Source organism: Mesorhizobium sp. M0244, from assembly GCF_040321795.1.
Lineage (GTDB): Bacteria > Pseudomonadota > Alphaproteobacteria > Rhizobiales > Rhizobiaceae > Mesorhizobium.
In genome coordinates this window covers 1-723 of the sequence record NZ_JAMYSE010000233.1, presented here as the reverse complement: position 1 = coordinate 723, position 723 = coordinate 1, and the positions used below count along the sequence as shown (strand labels likewise).

Annotated in this window: 1 protein-coding gene; it reads right to left on the bottom strand. The window is 62.0% G+C overall.

Going from position 1 to position 723, the window contains the following annotated elements:
* Positions 1 to 723: hypothetical protein (locus NKJ08_RS38810; RefSeq protein ID WP_352786421.1), on the bottom strand; the 723-nt coding region annotated here is incomplete at both ends.

Genomic DNA, 723 nt, shown 5'->3' with positions numbered 1-723 from the left:
GCTTCGAGCTTTTTGGCGAGCTATCCTGAGCTCGGGCAGCGTTGGTTGCCACCAGCCTCGCTGCCGTTCCGTTAACCCGGCAGCACGCCGAGCGGGCCATGTTCTAATCAATTCAGTCAATGTCGCCGGACGCCATCTGCCCCAGACATAGTCGACGTTCGCCTCGATCAAATGCTGATAGAACGCTGCTAGCTCCGAGGCGTCGACGAGTTCGCCCGAAATCTCGGTGAAGACCACGATGCCGTATTGCTCCGTTGCCATGGCACGGCCAAGCTGGGGTAAATCGTCAGGGGGCAGTGGATAGCGACGTCGCCTGCGTTCGGCATACCGCAATCTGGCGGCTTTATATTCCTCGGAGTCTTTGGACGCTTCCCGTCGCCGTTTCCTCTCCTCCGGTTCTGCGCGGCGTGCGGCCCTTTCGATACTTGGCCAATGGCGCCTCAACTCCTCGTAGGAGCGGAAAGGCACCCTCCAGGCCCGCAGTTCGTCGTCCCAGCTCGCCCATGGAACGGCTCGCAGTTCTTCGAGAACCGTCCGCGAATATGGCGTGCGGATGCGCAGGTCGTCCGCGACTTCCAGATACCGGCTCGACAGGGGATCGAAGGCGAAGGCGTCTCGTCCCTTGCCGTCATCGTGTGCTACTCGCAGATCCGCCTCTTGCGCAAGCCAGCGCTGGATGCGCCGCGCGGCAGTCTTTCCCGGCACGAACCAGCTTGTGCGCTC